Annotated in this window: 3 protein-coding genes; 2 read left to right on the top strand and 1 reads right to left on the bottom strand. The window is 69.6% G+C overall.

Annotated elements, in window-relative coordinates; all coding sequences use genetic code 11:
* Nucleotides 1-240 precede the first annotated feature (240 nt).
* Together ACFU53_RS28965 and ACFU53_RS28960 are read left to right on the top strand one after the other, a co-directional pair.
* Nucleotides 241-5439, top strand: coding sequence for a family 43 glycosylhydrolase (locus ACFU53_RS28965; protein ID WP_383998556.1), 5199 nt, complete (start codon nt 241-243; stop codon nt 5437-5439).
* A 206-nt stretch (nt 5440-5645) separates the two neighbouring features.
* Nucleotides 5646-6647 (top strand): LLM class flavin-dependent oxidoreductase, encoded by a 1002-nt coding sequence (locus tag ACFU53_RS28960; RefSeq protein ID WP_383998553.1) that lies wholly within the window; start codon nt 5646-5648, stop codon nt 6645-6647.
* A gap of 39 nt (nt 6648-6686) precedes the next feature.
* Here ACFU53_RS28960 and ACFU53_RS28955 read toward each other — a convergent pair whose 3' ends face one another.
* Nucleotides 6687-7592, bottom strand: coding sequence for a lysophospholipid acyltransferase family protein (locus ACFU53_RS28955; protein WP_383998550.1), 906 nt, complete (start codon nt 7590-7592; stop codon nt 6687-6689).
* Between the last annotated feature and the right edge of the window lie 3 nt (nt 7593-7595).

Genomic DNA, 7595 nt, shown 5'->3' with positions numbered 1-7595 from the left:
GGCAACGGGGGCTACGCGTTCGACCAGCCGGACATTGTTCGAAACCTCTTGACGCCTCACCACACGCCGATTGACACTCTCGCAACACGACGTCACAAGGCCGAAACAGCGGGACGCCCAGGGCGAGGGTTCCCGCCCCTATTCGACCCGCTTCCCGTTCCCTTCCCGTTGCCTGCCCGTTGCCTTTCCGTTGCCTTCGCCACCCCTTCATCAGCCGTGCTCTCAGCAGGGATACTCGACATGACGTACATCGCACGTCTGCGCGGCCGCGCGAGACGCTGGGCGGGTCCGCTCGCCGGACTGACCGCCGCGTCACTGCTCCTGGGCCTCGCCGGGCCCGCCGCTCCGGCCGCCGCGGACAGCGCCGACATCACTGACGGCCTGGCCCTCTGGTACAAGCTCGATGCCGCCTCCGGCACCGCGGTCACCGACGCCTCCGGCAACGGCCGGGACGGCACGGTCAACGGCACCGCCGGCTGGACGGGCAACGGCCAGGGCCTCGCCTTCAACGGTTCGGACACCTACGTCAAGGTGCCGAACGACGTCATGAAGGGCATGGACTCGATCAGCGTCTCCATGGACGTGCTGATGGACGAGTCGCAGACCACCCCGTATTTCATCTACGGCTTCGGCAACACCAGCAGCGGCGCGGGCAACGGCTACTTCTTCGCCACCGGCAACTCGCTGCGCACCTCCATCGCGTCCGGCAACTGGTCGACCGAGCAGAACACGCGGCCCTCCGACTCGCACAACCTGACCCGCTCGGTGTGGAAGCAGCTCACCTACACCCAGACCGGCAACTCGGCCGTGCTGTACGAGGACGGTGTGGAGGTCGGCCGCAACACATCGGTCACCATCACCCCGGGTTCCATCGGCTCGGGCACCACGACCGCCAACTACATAGGCAAGTCGGTCTACACCAGCGACAAGCTCTTCAAGGGCAAGATCCGCGACTTCCGGGTCTACAACCGGGCCCTCGCCGGCTCCGAGGTCGAGCAGCTCTCGCTCCCCGTGGCCGAGCAGGGCGTCGCCGACGACAAGGCGGCCCTCAGCCTGGGCGACACCAGTGGGGTGACCGCCGACCTGGACCTGCCGAAGACCGGCACGGCCGGCGGCTCGGCCATCAGCTGGGAGAGCGACAACACCGACGTGGTCTCGGACTCCGGCGCGGTGACCCGCCCCGCCGCCGGCGAGCCGGACGGCCACGCCACCCTCACGGCGACCCTGAAGAAGGGTTCCGTGAGCGCCACCAAGACCTTCGAGGTCACGGTCCTGCCCGCCTTCGACGACACGACCGCCGTCAAGCAGGCCTCCGAGGCACTGACCGTGCACAACCTCGACGACGTCCGCGGCAACCTCACGCTCCCCACCGACGGCACCTTGGGCACGAAGGTCGCCTGGTCCTCCGCGAAGCCGGACGTCGTCTCCGCCGCGGGTGTGGTCCACCGTCCCGCGCACGGCGACGGCGCCACCACGGTCGAGCTGACCGCGACCGTCACCAAGGGCGACGCGAAGACCACCCGCGCCTTCACCGCGAAGGTCCCCGAGCTGCCCGAGAAGCAGGCCCTCAAGGGCTATATGTTCAGCTACTTCACCGGCGAGGGCACCTCGGACGGCGAGCAGCTCTACGCGGCTCTCAGCAAGGGCAACGACCCGCTGAAGTGGCGGGAGTTGAACGACGGCAAGCCCGTCCTGACCTCCACGCTCGGCGAGAAGGGCCTGCGCGACCCGTTCATCATCCGCTCCCCCGAGGGCGACAAGTTCTACCAGATCGCCACCGACCTGCGGATCTACGGCAACGGCGACTGGGACGCCTCCCAGCGCACCGGCAGCAAGTCCATCATGGTCTGGGAGTCCACCGACCTGGTGAACTGGACCAACCAGCGCCTGGTCAAGGTCTCTCCCGACTCGGCCGGCAACACCTGGGCCCCCGAGGCGTACTACGACGAGAAGCTCGGCGAGTACGTCGTGTTCTGGGCGTCGAAGCTGTACGACAACGAGGCCCACTCCGGCGACACGCACAACCGCATGATGTACGCGACGACCCGTGACTTCTACACCTTCAGCGAGCCCAAGGTCTGGGTCGACCGCGGCTACTCGGTCATCGACTCCACGGTCATCCAGCACGACGGCGAGTACTTCCGCCTCTCCAAGGACGAGCGGAACAACAGCTCCTCCACGCCCAACAGCAAGTTCATCTTCGAGGAGAAGAGCGACTCGCTGCGGAACCTCTCCTGGACCGCCGTCGCCGAAGGCATCGGCAAGGGCGAGATGAGCGCCGCCGAGGGGCCGCTGGTGTTCAAGTCGAACACCGAGGAGAAGTGGTACGCGTTCCTCGACGAGTTCGGCGGTCGCGGCTACATCCCCTTCGAGACGACGGACCTGGCCTCCGGCGTCTGGACCCCGTCCACCGACTACGACCTGCCGTCCAAGCCCCGGCACGGCACCGTGCTCCCGGTCACCCAGGCCGAGTACGACCGGCTGCTGAAGACCTACCAGCCGGACCAGATCGTCACGAGCGTCGAGGACGTGAAGGTCGAGACGCGCATCGGTGACGCCCCCGTCCTGCCGGCCACCGTCATCGCGGAGTTCGCCGACGGCGCCAAGCGGCCCATCGCCGTCACCTGGGAGGACGTGGCCGAGTCGCAGTACGCACAGGCCGGCACCTTCACGGTGAAGGGCGACCTGCCGGGCGACGCGGCGATCGAGGTCAACGCCGAGGTCACGGTCTCCGCCGAGGGCGCGGACGTCCCGGCCGACCTGCTGCTGCACTACGGCTTCGACGAGACCGGCGGCAACATCGCCCGTGACTCCAGCGGCCACGGCTACCACGGCACCTACGTCCGTACGCCCGACTTCGGCACCGGCGTCGACGGCGGCTCGTTCAAGATGTCCGGCGGTTCCAGCAGCTCCACGACCTCGCCGTACGTCAAGATCCCGGGCGGCGTGCTGAAGAACGCCGACAGCGTCACCGTCTCCACGTACGCGAAGTGGAAGGGCGGCGACAACTGGCAGTGGCTGTTCGGCCTCGGCCCGGACAGCAACAAGTACCTGTTCGCCAGCCCGTCGAACGGTTCCTCGTCCCTCTACTCGGCCATTACGGCGGCGAGTTGGGGCGCGGAGAAGAAGCTGTCGGGCGCGCGGCTCACCGTCGGCGAGTGGAAGCACGTCACCGTCACCATCGACGCCGGCTCCAAGACGGCGGTCCTCTACGTGGACGGCATCGAGGTGTCCCGCGCCACCGACGTCGTCGTCAAGCCCTCCGAGCTGTACGACGCGGACAAGGACTACAGCGGCTACATCGGCCGGTCCATGTACTCCCCCGACCCGTACTTCGGCGGTGAAATCGACGACTTCCGGATCTACAACCGGGCCCTGACGGCCGCCGAGGTCCTGGAGATCAGCGGCAACACCACGGGCATCGCCGAGGTGACCCACCCGGACCTGAAGACCGACGCGATCATCGGCGACGCCGACAGCAGGATCACACTGCCGATGAAGCCGGGCACGGATCTCACCAAGCTGGCGCCGGAGTTCACCCTCGCCCACGGCGCGGCGATCAGCCCCGCCTCCGGCAGCGTGCAGGACTTCAGCGAGCCGGTGAAGTACGAGGTCACCGGTTCGGACGGGAAGAAGCGCACCTGGACGGTGACGGCACGGGAGCTGAAGAGCCCCGTCCTGCCCGGCCTCAACGCGGACCCGAACATCGTCCGCTTCGGTGACACCTTCTACATCTACCCGACCACCGACGGCTTCGAGGGCTGGAGCGGTACGCAGTTCAAGGCCTACTCCTCGACCGACCTGGTCAACTGGAAGGACCACGGCGTCATCCTGGACCTGGGTCCGGACGTCTCCTGGGCGGACAGCAGGGCCTGGGCGCCGGCGATGGAGGAGAAGAACGGCAAGTACTACTTCTACTTCTGCGCCGACGCGAACATCGGTGTCGCGGTCTCCGACTCGCCCACCGGCCCGTTCAAGGACGCCCTGGGCAAGCCGCTGCTGAAGGCCGGTGACCACACGGGCCAGATGATCGACCCGGCGGTCTTCACCGACGACGACGGCACGTCGTACCTCTACTGGGGCAACGGCCGCGCCTACGTCGTCCCGCTCAACGACGACATGGTCTCCTTCGACGCCTCGAAGGTCACCGACATCACCCCGAGCGGCTACAACGAGGGCACCTTCGTCATCAAGCGCAAGGGCACCTACTACTTCATGTGGTCGGAGAACGACACACGTGACGAGAACTACCGGGTCGCCTACGCCACCGGCTCCTCGCCCACCGGTCCCTGGACCAAGCAGGGCGTGATCCTGGAGAAGGACCTCTCGCTCGGCATCAAGGGCCCCGGCCACCACTCGGTGGTCCACGTCCCGAACACCGACGACTGGTACATCGCCTACCACCGCTTCGCCATCCCGGGCGGTGACGGCACCCACCGCGAAACCACCATCGACAAGCTGGAGTTCGACGCCGACGGCCTGCTGAAGAAGGTCGTCCCCACCCTGGAGAGCATCGACCCGGTCACCATCGTCCGCGCCGGCCCGGACGCCTCCGGCAAGGAGGGCGCCAAGATCGAGCTGAACGGCACGCTCTCGGGTGCGGGCACCGCCACATGGACGGCCGAGCAGGGCGCGCCCTGCGTCTTCGCCGACGCCAGGTCCGCGAAGACCACCCTCACCTGCACCGACAACGGCACCTACGAGGTCACCCTGACGGGCGGCCGCAGCACCGACTCGGCGACCGTGACCGTCGCCAACGCGGCCCCGAAGATCACCTCCGCGACCGGGCCGAAGTCCCCGGTGGCGGTGGGCAAGGGCACCTCGGTCACGGCCAGGTTCACCGACCCGGGCACCCGCGACAAGCACACGTGCGAGGTCGACTGGAAGGAAGGCACCAAGCCCACGGCCGGCAAGGTCACCGCCGGCGGCTGCAAGGCCGAGCACACCTACCGCAAGGCCGGCATCTTCCGCCCGGTGATCACCGTCACCGACGACGACGGCGCCTCGGTGAGCAGCACGCTCCCCGAGCTGATCGTCTACGACCGGGCGGCCGGTTCCGCGACCGGCAACGGCAGCTTCACCTCGCCCGCCGGGGCCTTCCCGGCAGGCCCCAAGCTGACCGGCAAGACGGCCTTCTCCTTCACCGCCAAGTACGGCAAGCTCGACACGGTGCCGTCCGGGAAGGCCGCGCTCGACTTCGCCCAGGGCAAGTTGAAGTTCCGCTCCACCGGCTCCGACTGGCTCGTGGTCACCGGCTCCAAGGCCGTCTACCAGGGCTCCGGCACGGTCAACGGCAAGAGCGGCTACGCCTTCCGCATCACCGCCACCGACGGCCCGGACACCTTCAAGATCAAGATCTGGAAGAAGTCCACCGCCACGGTCGTCTACGAGAACAAGACGGCCGCGAAGACGAAGGGCATCACCATCGGCCGCAAGTGACACCGAGTCCTACCGACACCTCGACCGAGCCGCGCCCGGATCCCTCCGGGCGCGGCTCGGCGCGTAGGCGGCGAAAGGAGGAACGCAAGGGGCGCAGCCCCTGCATTCCAGGGGCGCGGGGAACTGCGCGAGCAACCACGACGAACCCGCAGGCCGCAACCCGCAACGTCAGGGAATCCCCACGCGCCCAGAACGTTGAACCCCACGTGACCTCCGTACTCTCCTCCACCCGCTTCTCCGTCCTCGACCGCTCCCGCCTCCGGGAGGGCCACGACGCCCCCGAGGCACTACGGGACACCGTGCAGTTGGCGCGCGAAACGGAAAAGCTCGGCTTCCACCGGTTCTGGGTGTCGGAACACCACGGCGTGCCGGGGGTGGCCGGCTCCGCCCCGACCGTGCTGGCGGCAGCCGTCGCCGCGGCCACGCACACCATCCGGGTGGGCACCGGCGGGGTCATGCTGCCCAACCACCGCCCGCTGGTCGTGGCCGAGCAGTTCGGCGTGCTGGAGTCCCTGTTCCCCGGGCGGATCGACATGGGGCTCGGCCGTTCCGTCGGCTTCACGGACGGCGTCCGCAGGGCGCTGGGCCGGGACAAGGAGGATGCCGACGACTTCGCGGGACAGCTCGACGAACTGCTCGGCTGGTTCGGCGGTACGTCCCCGACCGGGGTGCACGCGCGTCCCCCGGAGGGCCTGGCCGTCCCCCCGTTCGTGCTCGCGATGGGCGAGGGTGCCGACATCGCCGCGCGGGCGGGCCTGCCGATGGTGATCGGCGATCTCCGCAACCGCGACAAGCTGCAGCAGGGCATCGACCGCTACCGCGCCGGGTTCCGCCCCTCCGCCTGGGCCGAGGAACCGTACGTCGTCGTCTCCGGCACGATCGCCGTCGCCGACACGCCGGAGCACGCCCACCGCGTCCTCCTCCCGGAGGCCTGGGCCATGGCGTACTCCCGCACCCACGGCACGTTCCCGCCGCTCGCCCCGGCGGAGGAGGTCGAGCGGCGGACGATGACGGCCAGGGAGCGGGGCTTCTACGAGTCCGGACTGACCGGCCACGTGTACGGCGCCGAGGAGCAGGTCGCGCACGAACTGGAATCGGTGATCAAGGAGACGGGTGCCCAGGAGATCCTGGTCACGACGAGCACGTACGACCGCGAGGCCCTGCTGGACTCCTACCGGAGACTGGCCCGGATCGCGGGCCTGAGCTGATCCGCAGTCGCAGGCCGGCGCCGACCTCCTTCGCGGGCCTCAGCTGATCCCCAATCGTGGGCCGGGGCCGATCTCCGCCACGGGCCTCGGCTGAAATCCTCTCGCGGAACCCGGCCGTCCGCCCCGGCAGCCGCCGCCCGCAGCCGGCACGTGCTCGACCATGGCCGCCACGTCGATCACCGCCGTCTGCGCGGCGCCCGCCAGGGCCCGCCGGTCGAGGTGGTCGGCCGGGCCGATGACGGGCCGTACGTCCACCTCGGCGACGACTCCGCGTGCCGACACGACCCGCCACACCGAGGTGAGCAGCGAATCGTCCCCGACGTAGGCGGGCGCGGTGCTCGCCCCGCCCTCGGTGAAGCGGTAGCGGACGCGCACCGGCTGCACGGGCACGTCCGCGTCGAGCGCGGCCTGGAACACGGCCCGCCGGAAGCGGCCCTGCGCGCGGCCGCACCAGGTGCTCCCCTCGGGGAAGGCGACGACGGCCGCACCACCGCGCAGGGCGTCGGCGATGCGCGTGACCGTCTCCGGCAGCGCGCGGATCCGGTCCCGCTCGATGAACAGCACTCCGCTCCGCGCGACGAGAGCGCCCACCACCGGCCACGTCCGTATGTCCGACTTGGCGAGCATCCGTGCCGGACGCACCGCGCCGAGCAGCGGTATGTCCAGCCAGGAGACGTGGTTGGCGACGAGCAGCAGTCCGCCGGAGGGCGGGGCGGCGCCGGCGATCCGTACCCGGACCCCCGAGGCCCGTACGGTCCACCGGCACCATCGCCGCACCACACCGGCCGGCAGCCGCAGGCCGACGACGCTCACCAGGACCCCGAGGGCGACCAGGGCCACGACCGCCGCGAACCGCGCGACGGCCCGGGGCACGGCGGCGACCGACCTGCTCGCCTCCACGCACGCCTGCGGGCTGCAGGGCGCGCTGGGCAGCCACACGCTCATCGG

The organism is Streptomyces sp. NPDC057474 (assembly GCF_042802555.1).
Lineage (GTDB): Bacteria > Actinomycetota > Actinomycetes > Streptomycetales > Streptomycetaceae > Streptomyces.
This window is presented reverse-complemented; position numbering and strand designations above follow the sequence as displayed.